The following is a 14,639-nucleotide window of genomic DNA, read 5'->3' as shown; positions in this document are numbered from 1 at the left end:
TCGGCACGTACAGCGCTCAGACCCTGTGGGGTGCCAGAACATGGCTCAACGGCCTGACCTGCGGATCAAGCCGCTGCAGGTTCGTACTCGTTGATCAAGCCGCCGAGCACTCGCCGACAACGTACGGATCTACAGCCTGGGGGCGATCAAGCCGTCGACGATCGACTCGTCCACGGTGGCCGCCACAGGTCCGTCGTCAGGAGCGACCAGGTGCGTCGTCGAGCGGGCCGTGGTCGAACCAGTCGAACCACGCGGTGCCCTCGGTGACGTACATGCCGATCACCCGGCCGGTGAAGCCGGTGGCGACCTCCGTGGACAGGTACCTGCCGTCGAGCTCGGCCAGCGGCTCGGGGTCCGTGCCGACGTGGAAGGCGACGAAGTCGGGTGCGGCGACGTGCAGGCCCGACAGCCTCTCCTCCCCCACCGACCACTTCCGGGCTGACCTGGTGGTGATCGCGAGGACCACCGGGCCCGCCGGCACGGCGCGGGTGGCCACGACCTGGCGCAGGGGTCCGATGCGGGCGATCACGCTCGCCTGTCCGTCGGCCGCCTCCAGGTCGTAGTGGTGGCCCTCGTCCAGGCGCACCGACAGGCCGGCGCGACCGGTGCCGTGGTCCAGCAGCACCGCGGTCCGGCTCTCGGCGTGCTGCTGGCGGCGGCCTACGAAGGTGCAGCCCGGCAGGTCCAGCGTGCCACCGGTGGCGTGCAGGGTGAGCCACCCCTGCCGCTCGGTCAGCGACCACGAGCCGTCCGGGCGTGACCGCGGCGAGATCAGCCGGGGCTCCAGCTCCGGCGCGTCGAAGTCGTCGCGCTGCGGTGCCGGCTCCTGCGGTCGCGGGGCGCCCGGCGCCCGCTCCCGGAGGTTGACAGGTCCGACGCGCGGCCAGCCGTCCTCCCATCGGACGGGGGCGAGGAACGTTTCCCGGCCCAGGACGTGGAACTTGGGGCTGTACCCGGCGGGGCGGGTGGCCAGCAGGACCATCCACCACTCGCCGTCCGGCGTGGTGACCAGGTCGGCGTGGCCGGTGCTCTGGACCGGGTGGTCGGTGCTGCGGTGCGACAGGATCGGGTTGACCGGCGCCGACTCCCACAGACCGCGCGGCGAACGGGCGCGGGCCATGGCCACGGTGTGGCCTCGTTCGGTGCCGCCCTCGGCGATCAGCAGGTACCACCACTCACCGACGCGGTACAGGTGAGGTGCCTCCGGCCACTGCAACCCGGTGCCGGCCCAGGCGGGGAACGGGTCCTCCAGCACCTTCCCGCTCTCGGGGTCGATGCGGGCGATTTGCACTCCGGTGTAGCTGGGGCCGTGGGCACCGGCGAAGGCGCACCAGCAGTTGCCGTCGTCATCCCAGGCCAGATCGGGGTCGATGCCGGGCAGGTCCAGCCACACCGGGTCCGACCAGGGGCCTTCGGGCCGTTCGGCGGTGACGAGGAAGTTGCCGCCCTGCGACACGTTCGTGGTGATCATCCAGAATCTGCCGTCGTGGTGCCGGATCGTGGGGGCGTAGATGCCGTCGGAGGCCATCGCGTCGGCCGGCAGCGGCAACTGCGCCGGGCGGTCGAGGACGTTGCCGATCTGCCGCCAGTGCACCAGGTCGCGGCTGTGGAAGATCGGCACGCCCGGGAAGTACTCGAAGCTGGAGCACACCAGGTAGTAGTCCTCGCCGACCCGGCACACGCTGGGGTCGGGGTGGAACCCGGGGATCACGGGGTTGTCGTAGAACGGCGCGCCGGAGGTCGGTGAGTTCATGGGTTTTCCTTGGTGTGCGAGGGTTTCAGCCCTTGAAAGCGCCTTCGAGAATTCCGGCGACCATGCGGCGGCCGACCAGGACGAACAGCAGGACCAGCGGAATGGTGGCCAGGAACGAGCCGGACATGGCCAGACCGAGGTCGACGTCGTAGCTGTTCTGCAGCGCCTTGATGGCGATCTGGGCGGTGTAGCGCTCGGGCGACTTGAGCACGATGAACGGCCACAGGAAGTCGTTCCATGCGGTGACGAACCCGAACAGACCCAGGACGAACGCGGCCGGCCGCACTATTGGGAACGCGATGCGCCAGAACACCTGCCAGGTGCTCGCGCCGTCGATGCGGGCCGCCTGCATCAGCTCGTCGCTGATCGTGGCCGAGATGTGCTGGCGCATCCAGAAGATGCCGAACGCACTCGCCAGGCCGGGCACGATGAGCGCCTGCAGCGTGTCGACCCAGCCCAGCTCGGACATGATCAGGTACTGCGGGATGACCGAGAGCTGCGTCGGCACGGTCATCGTCAGCACCACCACCAGGAACAGCGCGTTGCGGCCGGGAAACCGCAGCTTCGCGAACGCGAAACCGGCCAGCGCGCACAGCACCGCCTGGCCGATCCCGATCGCGGTGGCCACGACCAGGCTGTTGAGCAACGACTGCACGAACGGCACCGTGTCCACGACCAGGCCCGCGAGGTGGAGGAAGTTGTCGCCGGGCACGACCTCCGGCGGCATCCGCGTCGCGGTCGCGGTGTCCGACGTGGCCACGATGAACATCCAGTACAGCGGGAACAGGCACGCGACGGTGGCGACACCCAGCAGCAGGTAGGTCCACCAGCGGACCCGGTCGAGGCGCCGGCGGCGCGACGCGGTGGTGGTCGTCATCGGTCCGCCTTGATCCGGGTGGACAGCAGGTAGTTGAGCGCGGCGATCACCACGACCATGACGAACAGCGCGACGCCGACCGCCGAGCCGTAGCCGAACTCGAACTGCCCGAAGCCCTGTTCGTAGAGGAACAGCGTCAGCGTCTGGCACTGCCGCACCGCCCCGCACGTGAGTGGCGCGCCCGTGGCGATCAGCAGCGGCTCGGTGAAGATCTGCAGGCCGCCGATGGTCGAGGTGACCACAGTGAAGATGATCACCGGGCGCAGCGAGGGCACCGAGATGTGGCGGAAGCGCTGCCACGGTCCCGCGCCGTCGATGGCCGCCGCCTCGAACACCGAGCGGGGCAACGACTGGAGCGACGCCAGGTAGAGCAACGTGGTGTAGCCGAACCACCGCCACGTCACCATGGTCGCGATCAGCAGGTGACTGCCCCAAGTGGACTGCACGAAGTCCACCGGCTCCACACCGGCCAGCCCGAGCAGCCAGTTCAACAGGCCGTAGTCGCGGTCGAAGAGCTGCACGAACACGATCGCCGTCGCCGCCACCGACGTGACGTACGGGACCAGCACCGACATCCGGAAGAACAGCGCGAACCGCAGCCGGGCGTGGTTGAGCACGTGCGCCAGCACCAGGGCGAGCAGCAGTTGCGGCACGGTGGACAGTGCCCAGATGCTCACTGTGTTGCCGGCGGCGTTCCAGAACCGCGGATCGCCGAACATCCGGGTGAAGTTGTCGAACCCGATGAACACCTGGTCGCCGATGGGGTTCCAGTCGAACAGGGCCACGTAGAACGTGAAGGCGAACGGGAACAGCCCGAACACCCCGAAGACCACGAAGAACGGGGCGATGTAGGCGTACGCCGACAGGCGCTCGCCCACACCCTTGATCTTCCTGGCCCCAGGCGGAGGTGGCGCGGCCCTGGACGCCCGTGAGAGCGTGGCGGTCACGTCGGTCACTCGCCGATGGCGATCTTGATGGCGCGCAACGCGTCGTCCCACGCCGTCGCCGGGTTGCCGCCGCTCTGCTCGACGTTGGTGATGGCGTTGAGGAACTCCTGGCCGATGGCCGCGCTGTCGGGGCCGATGTAGAACGGCTTGAGGCCGAGCAGCGAGTCGGTGTAGATCTTGCCGGTCGGCGCGTCGGAGAAGAACGGGTCCTTCGCGTCCGTGAGCTTCGAGTCCTGGTAGACCGAGGGCGTCGAGGGCAGCGCGCCGACCCGGTTGAAGTGCTCCAACTGGCCCTGGGGCGACTGCATCTCCTTGATGTAGTCCCAGGCCGCCTGCGGGTTCTTCGCGCGCTTGGGGATGGCGAGGTAGCTACCGCCCCAGTTACCGGAGCCGCCGGGGATCTTCGCGATGTCCCACTTGCCCTTGGTGTCGGGCGCGGTGCTGCGGATGCTGTTGAGCATCCACGACGGCGCGGACACGGCCGCGTACTGGCCCTGCGCCATGCCCGCGCTCCACGCGCTCTCGAACGAGGACTGGCCGGAAGTGATCCCGGCGGTCGCCGCCTTGATGCCGAGGTCGAACGCGGCCTTCACCTGCGGGTTGGTGCTGTAGACCAGCTTGCGGTCCTCGCTGTAGTACTTCTCCGAGACCTGGTTGACCGCTTGGTAGAACACGCTGGTGGCCGCGTTGTCGGTGAACGCCTTGCCGGTGGTCTGCTTGTAGCGCTTGCCCGTCTCGATGAACGCGTCCCAGGTCGGCCACAGCGCGCTCACCGCTGCCCGGTCGGTGGGCAGCCCGGCCGCGGCGAACAGGTCGGTCCGGTACGCCACGGCCATCCCGCCCACGTCCGTGGGCACGCCCAGCACCTCGCCGTCCTTGGCGACGCTCTGCCGCCACACCCAGTCCAGGTAGTCGCCCTTGACGTCGCCGGCGCCCAACGTCCGCAGGTCCACGAAGTTCTGCGGCTGCTCCACGAACTGCGGCAGGTTGTCGCCCTGGATGAGCACCAGGTCCGGCACCTTGCCGCCGGCCAGCGCCGTGGTCAGCGACTGGGCGGTCTCCGTGGAGGTGCCCACCTCGGTCAGCTTGATCTGGATGTCCGGGCGCTTCGCCTTGTACGCCTCGACGGTCAGCTTCTGGTTGATGGCGGAGAACGACCAGAACTCGAAGGACTTGCCGTCACCTCCCCCGCCACCTCCGGTGCCGGGTGTGCAGGCAGTGAGGAGGGCCAGGACCGCAGCGGCGCGGAGCAGGGATGAGCGGAGTTTCACGACGCTTCTCCAAGGTGTGCGAGAACAAGTGGCAACGCCACCACGCGGTGGGCCACCGAAAGCGGGCGTTCGCGTGAATCGGGTCGAACTCCTGCCGCATCCTGTGGTCGAAACTTTTCGTCTCAGCTGCGATTGTTAGCGCTCACGACAGTAAGCTGCGCCACAGACGTCGTCAAGAACCGTTGAACTACTTGCGATCGCCCAACCAAAAATTGATCCACAGTGGACCTTTGCCACAGACTTTGTGAACGCGAACCAGCTAAAAGTTTCGAAAACCCGTTAGCAGTGACGGTCTGGTCGACGTCGAGGGCTGTTGACCACCCTGTCCATGCAGCTCGAAGACATGTACGACAAAGGACTGGAGCGCTCACGGGTGAGATTGCTCTTCGCTGTGACATCGGTTGACACAACATGATGTCCAGCCGTGCGGCTGCTCCAACTGGCTTATCTGAGTGCCACCAACGCCTTGCGCTGTCGCGCCTGCTGTCCGTGAGCGATCGGGACAAGGCCGCGGAAGTTCTGGCGCTGCGGCACCAGATCAACGTCCTGGAACGCCAGCTGGGCAGGGCCCGGCCGCGGTTCTCCCTCGGTGACCGAGCGTTTCTCGCGGCACTGTTACACCGACTGCACGACGCCACGCGATCGACTCCCGCGCCCAACGGGGTCTGTTCCCTAAAATGACCAGCGCGAATTCTGTGCTGCGTATGGTCAGGCGGGGTGTTCGGGGATCAGCTGGGAGACGTCGTAGCCCTGTTCGATCAGTTCGGCGATGAGCCGGCGGGCGCGTTGTGCCTGGTGCTGGAGTGAGCGGGGCTTGTGGTCGAAGTAGTCGGGGCCGAGGTCGTGGTAGGCGACGTCGTGGGTGAGCATGTGCCAGATCGCGGTGAGGATCCTGTGCTGGGCGGCCACTTGGGCGCGGAGCGGTGTGCGTGCCGAAAACTACGTCCGTGCAGGTTAAGCGACATGACGATACTCGCGGATGACTCTGCCGAGACGGTCCTGTCTATCTGTGGCGAAGCGTTCGATCTGGTCGTGTCCGAGAGGCTAGGGGCGGACTCGCAAGGGTGCTTGGGCCGCGAGTGATCGGTGGGTTCGGTGTAGTTGTAGTGCCGCTCGTACTCGTGTAACGCGTGGTGTAGGAGGGTCTGGTTCCAGAACAGCGTGCGGTCCAGCAGTTCAGCGCGAAGGTTCTTGACCCAGCGTTCGAAGATGGAGTTGATACGGGGGCACTCGGACACCGCCCGGCGCCGTAGTGATTCCCGCGGAGCCGAGGATCTCGTCGATCAACGCGGGTGCTTGGTGTCTCGGTCCCGGATGAGGAATCTGATTCGCGCGAGGTGCCCAGCATCCTCGGGTCCATGAGCAGGTTACGGATGGCTTGGGTGACCCAGGCATGAGTGGGGTGCGCGGTGACGCCGAGTACGTCTCCACGTCTGCGCCGACAACGTCAAGACCGCTTCCGCCGTCTACTCGACATTGACCGCGAGTGGCGCGCAGCCCGCCGACACCGCTACGGCAGCGTTCGCGCTCAACGAGACGTTGCGGCGCATGCAAGAGCGCCTATCCAGCCGTGCCCATCCGATAGCGACCCAAGTGGACGTCGGTGACCAGGACCGAACAACTGGGACTCCGCGGCAGGCGAAGCGGACCAGCACGGCCGCGAGCATGCCGGATAATGTTCGGTAGCACGTCGACGCCTGCTGAGCTGCACGGACATATTTCTCGGCACGCACAGCGCCGGATTCGACCTTCTCCGCCACCGCATACTCCTGCCCTGACCACCACTCCACGTCACCACCGACTACGAGCCAGAGCCGTTCGTTTGACCCTGACGTGGGTCGAGCGGAACTTCGGCTACGCCGTCGCACGGGAGTTCGCCGGATAACGCATGGGCATGGAGAAGTGGCATTGGCAGGGGCCGGCACGGCGCGCCGAGACTGACCGGACCCTGCCACCGTCCTGAGAGGTCTTCCCGATGGTTGTCCGAATTCGGCGAGCGCTCTCGTCGGCCACCCTGCTGTTGTGCGGTCTGTCCCTGTGTCCGGCTGCGGCGCACGGGGACGACACGATCGGCACTGACGGCTACGTGCACGTCGCGCCCAACGGTGTCGTGCTCGGCGTCGACCCCTACTACCCCGCCGACGGCAACGGCGGTTATGACGTCGCCGACTACGCCGTGGACCTGTCCTACGACCCCGCGGCCCGGTTCCTCAACGCCAAGGCCGTCGTCACGGCTACGACGACGCAGCGGCTCAGCCGGTTCAACCTGGATCTGCGCGGGCTCACCGTGACGTCGGTGAAGGTGGACCGGGTGCCCGCGTCGTTCGTCCGCAGAGGAGAACACGAATTGGTGGTCACGCCCGCCACCACGCTGGCGACGGACACCTCGTTCACCGTCGAGGTGGTCTACTGCGGCCGCCCGCAACCGGAGTACACGCCTCGGGGTGCCACCGGGTGGCGCACCACCTGGTCGGGCGGTGCGGTCGCGGCCGGCGCACCCCACTCGGCTTCCACGTGGTTCCCGGTGAACGACACTTCGGCGGACAGGGCGACGTTCCACCTCGACGCGGACGTTCCCGCCGGCTGGACCGTGGTGTCGACCGGCGTTCGAAAGTCGATCCACAAAGGACTGCAATCCTGGGTGGAGGACACTCCGATCACGCCGTCCGCCACGATGATCGCCATCGACCGGTTCACCGTGCGCGAGTCCACCCTTCCCGCAGGCACCGCCGTCGTGGACGCCTTCGCGACTGGCGCCGGCACCGCTCTGGCCAGGAACCTGCCCGCGGTGATGGACTTCCTGACCGGCAAGCTGGGTCCCTATCCCCTGCCTTCGACGGGTGGCGTGTACCTGCCGGACCGGCTCGCCTACTCGCATCCCTCGCAGGGGCGCCCGGTGCACGGTGGCGCTGCGGGTCAGGCAGCGCTGGTGCAGGCCCTGGCATCGCAGTGGTGGGGCAACCAGCTCGCCATCAAGATGTGGAAGGACCAGCCGATGGTCGAGTCGTTCGCCCGATACCTGGTGTGGTTGTGGGACGAGGCGAACGGCGGGTCCGCCATCGAGCAGCGCTACCAGGACGCACTGCGCCGGGTGGGCGCGGACGCGCGGTTCTGGGGGCGCAAGCTGGCCGATCCCGGTGTCGGCCGCGAGTTCTCGGTGACGGACAAGGGTGTGTTGATGGTGCACGCGCTGCGAAAGCACGTCGGTGACGAGAAGTTCTTCACGGTGCTCCGGGAGTACCCGGAGATAGCGGTGCTGCTCAATCAGGGCTGGTACGACTGGGAGCTCTACACGGCGGCGGTGGCGGACAAGGACCTCACAGCGTTCCACGAGGCCTGGGTTCACGGAACGACCCTGCCACCGGCGGAGCTCCGCTGACGGTTCCGACGGCGGTGTGCCCTCCGCATCTGCGGAGGGCACACCGTCAGGCCAGGTAACGGGAGTAGACAGGCGAGGACTCGCACTCCAGCCGGTAGGCCAGCGCCGTTTCGGTGAGAACGTCGCGCGCGAAGCCGGCGAACTCGCTCTCCCTGTGCCACACCAGCAGGAACCTCCGTGACAACGCGTCGTCCGCGAGCAGCCGGGCAGCGACCTGCTGATGCCCCTCGCACGCCGCCTGAGACAGCCCCACGGCGCCGTTGCGCACTGCGGCGACAGTCGTGCCGTACGACTCCGACACGTACCGCACTCGGGGCGTGAAACCCTTGCGGCGACACGACCTGTGGAAGTACTCGTGGAAGCGGGAGGAGTCGGGCGGAGGGAGCACCCACTGCTCGTCCGCCAGTTGCTCCAGGCCGATCACCTTGTGCCGGGCCAGCGGGTGGTCCTCGGGTAGCAGCACCAGCGTCCGGTCGTGCGCCACCACCGCCAGCTCCACCGACGCGGGCACGGCTGCTTCGAAGCCGGGGTAATCCTTGACGACGCCCACCTCAAGTCTCCGCTGCGCCACCATCTCCACGACGAGGTCCCTGCACTCGCTGTCGAACAGCGACGCGCCAGGACCGCGCGGCCGATGGCTGTCGACGATCGCGGGCAGGTGGCACAGCACGGGTGAGCAGACCCCGCCGACCCGCACCGGTTCGGCCGGGCCGGAGCGGACCCCGATGTCCCGCACCAGGCCCTCCATCATCGGCAGCACCGCGCTGATCCGGTCGAGCAGCAGTTCTCCGGTGGGGGTCGGCGTGACCGACGTGGTGTGGGAACCTCGGTCGAACAACCGTTGTCCCAGGGCGTTTTCGAGGCGTTTGAGGTTGCCGCTGACGGCCGGTTGGCTGGTGCCGAGCCGCACCGCGGCCTCGGACAGGCTGCCGGTCTCGCCGATCGCCCGCACGAGCCGCAGGTGGTGGACGTCGAGTTCCATGCCGTCACTTCCCCGTCAGCGGTGAGTGTCGACCCGGGATCCGGGCACCTGCCGGACGGTTCCGGCTGTTTTGCCGATCGCAGCGTACAGCGCGAAGGCGACCACGACGGAGTTGATCGTCGGGATGCCGATCGGCACGAGGAAGCCGACCGCCGTTCCCGCCGCCCAACACACCAGCGAGGCAGGGACCCAGTCCGGCGGGTCTGCCGGCAGCTCTCCTCTGGACCGCGACTCGTCCAGTTCCGCACGCCAGGTGCGCACGACGAAGTACTCGGCGATCACGATGCCCGCGACCGGTGGCGTGATCACCCCGATCCACGTGAGGAACACCGTGAAGTGGTCGAGGATGCCCAGCGCGGACAGCAGCGTGCCCAGGGCACCCAGCCACAAAGTCGCCGTCGATCGGCTGATCTTCTTGTGCAGCAGCACGTCCACGGTGTTCACCAGGCCGAGCGAGGCCGAGTAGAGATTCCAGTCGTTGATCTTCAGGATCGCCGTGACCATGATCAACGTACCGATCACGCCCGAACTCGACATCACGATGCCCACCACGTCCGCACTGCGCGCGGCGTGCGCGAGCAGCACCCCGGTCAGGCCGATCAGGTACTCGCCGAGGGTGACGCTGACCAGCGTCTGCTTCACGACGTCCGAGGCGCGCCTGTTGAACCTGGTCATGTCCGGGGTCATGACCGCGCCCATGATGAACGCGCCCGCGACCAGCGTGGTGCCCTGGCCGAGGCTCAGCGCCGGGCCGGGCGCCGGCATGCCGATCAGGTCGGCGAGTTCGTGCCTGCGCAGTTCGGTGAGGATCGTCCACCCCGTCAGCAGGAGGAACGCGGGCACCGTGAGGTACGCCGTCCACGCCATGGTGTGGAAGCCCGCCACGACGATCCCGGTCACCGCGATGCCACCGAACACGGCCCACGCCCAGACCGGCGGACCGCCCATGAGGCGGTGCAGACCGTGCGCGAACACGTCGTTCTGCACGCCGAACCAGCCGGCGAGGCTGAGCGTCACCAGCAGGCCCACCAACGCGGAACCGCGGGCGCCGAACCCGGCCCAGCGGGCCAGCACCGACGTGGACAGGTTCTCGCGCACGCCCGCGATCCCCATGAAGATGGTGACGACCTCGAGCATCACCGACCCGAGGGTGATCGCGAGCACCGCGTCCCAGAACGTCATCCCTAGTCCAAGGGTGGCGCCGAGCAGGAACTGGTGGAACGCGGACACCTGCCCGAACCGCTGCACGGCGACGGAAAACCAGGACCTCCTGGCCTCGTCGGGCAGCCGGCGCAACGAGTAGTCGTCGTGAGCCACGGTCACGCCACCTCGTCGCCGGACCGCAGCACGACGAAACCCTGCGCGGGGTTCGGCTGCCAGGCCAGTTCCCTCGCGTAGAGCCGTTCCAGGAACGCGACTCGCTGGTGGTAGGCGAACACCGAGCTGTCGACGCCCGCGATCGCCGGGGTGTCGATGAACATCGGCAGTTCCGCCAGGAAGTACCGAACGGCGCAGTGCAGCTGCTCGTCGGTGGGCGACTGCCCGAACGGCAACCGGCGGTCGAGCACCCAGCGGGTGGCCTCCAGGCAGTCCGCGGCAAAGCCGTCGTCGGTCATGAACCACGTCCCCGCGTCGCGCAGCAGCTCCCGGTAAGAGTCGTTGCGGGCGAGCGTGGCGCCGTCGAGCAGGTGCTCCTCGGGGTCGAGGACACCGGCGTCACGCAGGGCCCGGAAGATCTTGTTCACCACGTACTGCCCCTGCCGGCTCGCCTTGCGCTGGGCGCGACCGGGTTCGTACCCGAGCGCCTCCAGTGTGTACACGGCAGCGTGGTCGGGCACGAAGAAATGGAAGCGCTCGAATTCCCGCATCGCCCACCGGGCGAGTGCGGTGATGCGTTCCACCGTGAAGTGACTGTTGAACGGGCTCACCCCGACGCACACGTGCCGACCACTCAACAAAGGCACGACACAGTGCTCGGTCAGCGGAGTTGTCAGCAACACCGTCGACTCCGAAAATAGTAATTCACAGGGACAGGGAAATCCGGATTCGACCACTATCGGCAGAAGCAGAACCGGTGGGTACTGCCGGAAGGTCATGCCATCGGCTTATGGGCCGGCCTGGTCCGTTCGGCTCCAACGGGTGACAGCGCGCGGTCAGCCGTGTCTGATGAGTGACATGGAACTCCAAGTCCGGCATCTGCGGGTGCTGGTCGCCATTGCGCGCGCCGGCAGCCTGAACCGGGCCGCGGGCGAGTTGCGGCTGGCCCAGCCCGCGCTCAGTCACCAGCTGCGCCGAATCGAGCAGATGGTGGGCGACCGGCTGTTCGACCGCGGCACGCGTGGCGTGCGCCCCACGCGGATCGGGAAGCTGGTACTCGCCCGCGCCGAGGCGATCATCCCGGCGTTCGACGAGCTGGACCGCGACTTCCGCCGCCAGCAGCCGCCCGGTGGCGGGCTGCGGATCGGCTGGAACGACAGTGGACTCGTGTCCGGCCTCTTCGACTGCGTCGAGCGCCTGCTCCCGGACCAGGAGCTCACCAGCCGCGCGGACCTGTCGCACAGCAGGCTGGTCACCCAGGTCGCGGGCGGGTGCATCGACCTCGCGCTGGCGATGATCTGCGGACCGCGAACGTTGGCCGTGCCCGACGGGGTGCGTGCCGAACGGGTGGCCACCGAGCCGTCCTTCGTGGCATTGCCCGCGGGGCACCGGCTGGCCGCCTCGTCCGCCGTCGACCTGGCCGACCTCGCGCGGGAGCGGTGGATCGTGTCGAGCTGCGGCGACGGCTGCCGCATCGTGTTCCGCGAGATGTGCCTGGCGCACGGGTTCACCCCGCGCATCGCGCACGACGTCGACGCGCTGCGGCACCGGCTGGTGTCGGGGGCGCACGGGGTGTGCCTGGTACAGCCGACCACACCGGAACCTCCCGGCATGGCGATCCGGCCGCTGGCCGGCGATCCCATGACCGTGCAGCACGTCCTGCTCTGGCGGGCGGACCACCTGCTCGACGACCGGTTCACCGAACTGCACCGCGCCGTCACCAGCGCCTACCGCCAGCTCGTGGCGCAGAACGCCCGCTATCGCGCCTGGCTGGATAACGGCACGGCATAGCCCACTGGCAGTGGGAGCGAATCCCTCATCCGGCCACACTCGAAATCGACGCGAAACACCGCGCGAATCGTGCCGGAAAGGGATTCATTCGATGTTGTCGTTGATCTCGCGAGAGGAACTGAAAAAGGGTATCGACGCGGGCACTCTGGTAGTGGTCGACACCATGCCCGCGGCCTACTACAAGACGGAACACCTGCCCGGCGCGGTGAACATCCCCGGATTCCCCTACGACCAGGCGGCCGAGCTCACCGACCGGTACGCGCCCGGCGTCCTGCCGGACAAGGCCGCCGCAATCGTCGTCTACTGCGCCAACGTGCCCTGTCGCAACAGCGAGCTCGTGGGGTCCCGGTTGCTTCAACTCGGTTACTCGAACGTGCGCAAATACCGGGAGGGCATCGAGGACTGGGTCGGTGCGGGCCTCGCCACCATCTCCGGTTGAGCTCGCACTTCCCTGTCTATCAAGGAGTTCTCATGTCCCTGCTCAAGAACTGGCTGCGCGCGGGCGTCGCCGTCGTGGCCGTCATGGCCTCGATGCTGCTGCCCGTGCCCGCCCAGGCCGCGCCGGCGACCGACTCGAACATCCAGATCAGCGCGGAGAACGTCGTCAAGGTGACGTCCGCGAACCACAACGAGGTGATGGAGGTGTCCAGGACCAAGCTCGTCGTCCTGGACTTCGGTGCCACCTGGTGCCCGCCCTGCCGCCAGCTCAAGCCGGTGATCGAGAAGCTGGCCGCGCAGTACGGCGGCAGGTTCCTGCTCGGGGAGGTCGACGCGGACATCAGTCGCGACCTCATGTCCCGCTACCGCATCCAGTACCTGCCCACGCTGGTGCCGGTGCGCAACGCGGCTGAGCTGCCGGGATCGCGCATGATCGGCTTCAGGGGCGAGGCCGCGCTGCGGGCGTGGATCGACGCCCAGCTGGCCAAGGGCTGATCTCCTCTTCCGCCCCGGCACGGGCCCTGTTGACCGTGCCGGGGCGGTTCCCACGTGAGAGGAACTCCTTTGTCCCAGAACACGTTGCCCTGGCGGGCGCTGCTCGCACTGACCCTGACGGTAGTGCTCGGCTGTCTCACCGAGGTGCTGCCAGCGGGGTTGCTCCTGGCCATGTCGGAGGACCTCCGGGTGTCACCGTCCTCCGCCGGGCAACTCGTCACCGTCTACGCCATCACCACAGCGGCCACCGCTGTCCCCCTGACCGCACTGACGTCCCGGCTGCCTCGCAAACGCGTACTCCTGGCGCTGGTGTCCGGTTTCGTCGTCACGAACCTCGTGATCGCCCTGTCCCCCGGCTACGGCGTCATCCTGTGCGCGCGGGTGGCATCCGGTGCGATCACCGGTGTGATGTGGTCGCTGGTCGCGGTGTACGCGATGCGGATCGCGCCACCGGGACAAGCCGGTCGTGCGCTCGCGGTCGCGATGGCGGGAACGCCCGTCGGGTTCGCGGTCGGGGTGCCCGCCGGCACGGCGCTCGGCGACCTGGTCGGCTGGCGCTGGTCGTTCGCAGCCATGGGGTTGATCGCGGTGCCGTTGCTGTGCTGGATCATGGCCGCGGTACCCGTGATCACCACCGAACCCGTCCTGACGACGCGGACCGCCCTTCCGATGCTGCGGCCGGTGCTGGTAATGGTGTTCGTGTACTCGTTTGGGCACAACGTGCTCTACACCTACCTGGGACCGGCACTGGCCAGACTGGGCCAGGAAAGGCTGTTGAGCGCGGCGTTGCTGGTGTTCGGCGGCGCCGCCGTGTGCGGCATCCTCGCGGTCGGATCCACAATGGACCGCAATCCCCGCGCGGTGCTGGGCTGGTGCCCGTTGCTGACCGCGTCCGGGATCGTCGTGCTGGCGGTGTCCGACGCCGCCGCCGCGACCCTCGTGGCGTGCGCGGTGTGGGGCCTGGCGTTCGGCGGCGCTCCGACGGCGTTCCAATCGGTCACGGCCCTGATCGCGGGACGGGACGCGGATCGGGCCCAGTCGCTGACCATCGCGGCCTGGAACGGCGCGGTGGCAGGAGGTGCCGCGGTGGGAGGAGTGGTGCTGGACACCGCGGCACCCGCACTGACGTGGACGGCGGCCGCGCTGATGGCTGTGCCGTTCTGGGTGGCGACCCGGCTTCCCGCCGGCACGGGGAGCGCGGCGGCCGCCCGCGGGTGATCGGTCCGCACGACGCACGGCTGGGCGTGTTGCGCGGTCATCTGCAATCCGAGCACCGATTCTACTTCTGCGACGACGTACGCAGGCAGGCATCGTCGCAGGCCTCTCCAGCGGAGCTTCCCTTCGCGATCGGTGATGTCCTCCGTCGCACCCGAACACCAGAACGCGCGC

General features: G+C 68.1%; 13 protein-coding genes. 5 read left to right on the top strand and 8 right to left on the bottom strand.

Annotated features, from left to right (window positions below; translation table 11 throughout):
- Nucleotides 1–196: 196 nt before the first annotated feature.
- The 5 genes from VM306_RS04225 to VM306_RS04205 all read right to left on the bottom strand — a co-directional run bounded on the left by VM306_RS04225 (nt 197) and on the right by VM306_RS04205 (nt 5,757).
- Nucleotides 197–1,753 (bottom strand): glycoside hydrolase family 43 protein, encoded by a 1,557-nt coding sequence (locus VM306_RS04225; RefSeq protein WP_325511043.1) that lies wholly within the window; start codon nt 1,751–1,753, stop codon nt 197–199.
- 25 nt (nt 1,754–1,778) lie between these two features.
- Nucleotides 1,779–2,630, bottom strand: a complete 852-nt coding sequence (locus VM306_RS04220) for a carbohydrate ABC transporter permease (protein WP_325511041.1) — start codon at nt 2,628–2,630, stop codon at nt 1,779–1,781.
- Nucleotides 2,627–3,586: a sugar ABC transporter permease gene (locus VM306_RS04215; RefSeq protein ID WP_325511039.1), complete on the bottom strand. Its 960-nt coding sequence runs from the start codon at nt 3,584–3,586 to the stop codon at nt 2,627–2,629. Before VM306_RS04215 ends, VM306_RS04220 begins: the two co-directional genes overlap by 4 nt.
- The gene (locus VM306_RS04210; protein ID WP_325511037.1) at nt 3,583–4,848 is read right to left on the bottom strand and encodes an extracellular solute-binding protein; all 1,266 of its coding nucleotides are present in this window, start codon (nt 4,846–4,848) and stop codon (nt 3,583–3,585) included. The genes VM306_RS04215 and VM306_RS04210 overlap by 4 nt, the downstream gene beginning before the upstream one ends.
- A gap of 708 nt (nt 4,849–5,556) precedes the next feature.
- Nucleotides 5,557–5,757, bottom strand: a complete 201-nt coding sequence (locus VM306_RS04205; RefSeq protein ID WP_325511035.1) for a hypothetical protein — start codon at nt 5,755–5,757, stop codon at nt 5,557–5,559.
- A gap of 1,066 nt (nt 5,758–6,823) precedes the next feature.
- On the opposite strand from VM306_RS04205, the gene VM306_RS04200 reads away from it, so the two are divergent.
- The gene (locus tag VM306_RS04200) at nt 6,824–8,227 is read left to right on the top strand and encodes a M1 family metallopeptidase (RefSeq protein WP_325511033.1); all 1,404 of its coding nucleotides are present in this window, start codon (nt 6,824–6,826) and stop codon (nt 8,225–8,227) included.
- Between the two features lie 46 nt (nt 8,228–8,273).
- Here the strand turns inward: VM306_RS04200 and VM306_RS04195 are convergent, their stop codons facing one another.
- From VM306_RS04195 to VM306_RS04185, 3 genes are read right to left on the bottom strand one after another with little or no spacing between them, the layout of a single operon-like run.
- A complete protein-coding gene (locus VM306_RS04195; RefSeq protein ID WP_325511030.1) occupies nt 8,274–9,209 on the bottom strand; it encodes a LysR family transcriptional regulator in 936 nt (311 codons plus the stop codon).
- A gap of 15 nt (nt 9,210–9,224) precedes the next feature.
- Nucleotides 9,225–10,526 carry a cytosine permease gene (locus VM306_RS04190; protein ID WP_325511048.1) on the bottom strand — a complete coding sequence of 434 codons (1,302 nt, stop codon included), beginning with the start codon at nt 10,524–10,526 and terminating at the stop codon, nt 9,225–9,227.
- Between the two features lie 2 nt (nt 10,527–10,528).
- Complete coding sequence (locus VM306_RS04185; protein ID WP_325511028.1) at nt 10,529–11,305, bottom strand: tRNA-dependent cyclodipeptide synthase; 777 nt, start codon at nt 11,303–11,305, stop codon at nt 10,529–10,531.
- Between the two features lie 79 nt (nt 11,306–11,384).
- Here VM306_RS04185 and VM306_RS04180 point away from each other — a divergent pair, with 79 nt between their 5' ends.
- From VM306_RS04180 to VM306_RS04165, 4 genes are all read left to right on the top strand, one after another.
- Nucleotides 11,385–12,317 carry a LysR family transcriptional regulator gene (locus tag VM306_RS04180; RefSeq protein WP_325511026.1) on the top strand — a complete coding sequence of 311 codons (933 nt, stop codon included), beginning with the start codon at nt 11,385–11,387 and terminating at the stop codon, nt 12,315–12,317.
- 91 nt (nt 12,318–12,408) lie between these two features.
- A complete protein-coding gene (locus VM306_RS04175) occupies nt 12,409–12,756 on the top strand; it encodes a rhodanese-like domain-containing protein (RefSeq protein ID WP_325511024.1) in 348 nt (115 codons plus the stop codon).
- Between the two features lie 32 nt (nt 12,757–12,788).
- The gene (locus VM306_RS04170; RefSeq protein ID WP_325511022.1) at nt 12,789–13,250 is read left to right on the top strand and encodes a thioredoxin family protein; all 462 of its coding nucleotides are present in this window, start codon (nt 12,789–12,791) and stop codon (nt 13,248–13,250) included.
- A gap of 69 nt (nt 13,251–13,319) precedes the next feature.
- Nucleotides 13,320–14,468 carry an MFS transporter gene (locus VM306_RS04165; protein ID WP_325511020.1) on the top strand — a complete coding sequence of 383 codons (1,149 nt, stop codon included), beginning with the start codon at nt 13,320–13,322 and terminating at the stop codon, nt 14,466–14,468.
- Nucleotides 14,469–14,639 lie beyond the last annotated feature (171 nt).

The sequence above is a fragment of the Lentzea sp. genome, from assembly GCF_035525475.1.
Classification (GTDB): Bacteria; Actinomycetota; Actinomycetes; order Mycobacteriales; family Pseudonocardiaceae; genus Lentzea.
Note: the sequence above shows the minus strand (reverse complement) of the source record. Positions and strands in the feature narration are given on the sequence as shown.

Bases quoted from the DNA above. Each gene is read 5' to 3' on its own strand.
- VM306_RS04170 (WP_325511022.1), top strand. From the start codon at position 12,789: ATGTCCCTGCTCAAGAACTGGCTGCGCGCGGGCGTCGCCGTCGTGGCC.
- VM306_RS04195 (WP_325511030.1), bottom strand. From the start codon at position 9,209: ATGGAACTCGACGTCCACCACCTGCGGCTCGTGCGGGCGATCGGCGAG.
- VM306_RS04175 (WP_325511024.1), top strand. From the start codon at position 12,409: ATGTTGTCGTTGATCTCGCGAGAGGAACTGAAAAAGGGTATCGACGCG.
- VM306_RS04200 (WP_325511033.1), top strand. From the start codon at position 6,824: ATGGTTGTCCGAATTCGGCGAGCGCTCTCGTCGGCCACCCTGCTGTTG.
- VM306_RS04220 (WP_325511041.1), bottom strand. From the start codon at position 2,630: ATGACGACCACCACCGCGTCGCGCCGCCGGCGCCTCGACCGGGTCCGC.
- VM306_RS04180 (WP_325511026.1), top strand. From the start codon at position 11,385: ATGGAACTCCAAGTCCGGCATCTGCGGGTGCTGGTCGCCATTGCGCGC.
- VM306_RS04185 (WP_325511028.1), bottom strand. From the start codon at position 11,305: ATGACCTTCCGGCAGTACCCACCGGTTCTGCTTCTGCCGATAGTGGTC.
- VM306_RS04225 (WP_325511043.1), bottom strand. From the start codon at position 1,753: ATGAACTCACCGACCTCCGGCGCGCCGTTCTACGACAACCCCGTGATC.